A 1,345-nucleotide genomic window follows, 5' to 3' on the forward strand; every position below is an offset into this window, starting at 1 on the left:
CTACATATGGTGTCGTTGATTTTCAAGCTGATTTGATCATATATGGACACTTCCTATTGGCAAGTAGTAAATCTGAAAGTTTTAGGTAAAAGATTGCAGACATATATCCGAGTTCAAGGACTCTTAATGATTTCCGCTGAGCATGCTCTTATCAACAACACGAACTTGAAAGTCCTAAGATCAAATCAGAGTTCCATACTCACGGTCTTACCTGTTTTCTCATTTCCACTTCATGCGCAATTTTAGATAGATAGTAATTCAGGATTATAGTGTTGCTGATTAGCCAATAAAGCCCATGCAATTCGAGCATTCCGATTAGCTAGTGCGACTATTGCAACATTCTTGTGTTTTCGTTTCAGTAAGTCATTCAACCAGCGGTGAGTATAAGTGGTTGGCTGTTGCTTTAAGTGCCCAAGAACAGCTCTTGCACCATGCACTAGTAGTCTTCGTAAATAGCCATCCCCCCGCTTGCTTATACCAAGCAATACTTGTTTGCCACCCGTTGAAAACTGCTTAGGTACAAGTCCAATCCATGCAGATACCTGCCGTCCATTATTAAAAGATGCGGGGTCACCTATACTTGCAACAAGTGCGGTGGCAGTTATAGGGCCAATTCCAGGGATCTCTGCGATTCTTTTAGAATCAACATTCGTACTGTGCCATTGTTCAATTTCTTTTGTTAACGCACTAATTCGTGAAGAAAGCTCATCAATTAGTTCTTTTAAATGAGTAACCACGCAGCGAATCGGTGGCGTCAAATTATTTTCAGCATCCTCTAAAACCAGAGGGAGCTGCTTGTTAAGTGATGCACTTCCTTTAGGAAAGACAAGACCAAACTCAGCCAGCAACCCACGTAATTGATTAGTTTGGCCAGTTTTCATTGAAACTAACCTTTCTCTAGCTTTGTGAACAGAAAGGATTGATTGCTGTTCAATCGATTTTATAGGTACGAAACGCATGTTAGGGCGAGTTACCGCTTCACAGATTGCTTCAGCATCAGCGGTATCGTTCTTATTTGATTTCACATAGGGCTTAACAAACTGCGGAGGCATAAGTTTAACGTCATGACCAAATTGCTTGAATACTCTTGCCCAATAATGAGCACTGGAGCAAGCTTCCATACCAACAAGACAAGGAGGTATATTGGTCAACGTTTCGGACAACTTCTTTCTGCTGATATTTTTCTTCAAAAGAACTTTGCCTGATGAATCTACTCCGTGAAGAGCAAAAGAAGATTTAGCTAAGTCGATACCTAAAGTTGCAATGGTCATGGTCTCTTCCTCATTTATGTTACCGACTATAAGTTTAGACGGTGGGTGGAAGTGTCCATATCATTAACAACGCC

At 40.9% G+C, this 1,345-nt stretch carries 1 protein-coding gene; it reads right to left on the reverse strand.

The window, feature by feature from the left end; genetic code table 11:
* Positions 1-242 precede the first annotated feature (242 nt).
* The gene (locus AB4371_RS22205; RefSeq protein WP_372150673.1) at positions 243-1,271 is read right to left on the reverse strand and encodes an IS110 family transposase; all 1,029 of its coding nucleotides are present in this window, start codon (positions 1,269-1,271) and stop codon (positions 243-245) included.
* Positions 1,272-1,345 lie beyond the last annotated feature (74 nt).

Source organism: Vibrio sp. 10N.261.51.A3, from assembly GCF_041471965.1.
Taxonomy (GTDB): Bacteria; Pseudomonadota; Gammaproteobacteria; order Enterobacterales; family Vibrionaceae; genus Vibrio; species Vibrio crassostreae_C.

Coding starts and splice junctions, on each gene's coding strand:
- AB4371_RS22205 (WP_372150673.1), bottom strand. CDS start 1,271: ATGACCATTGCAACTTTAGGTATCGACTTAGCTAAATCTTCTTTTGCT.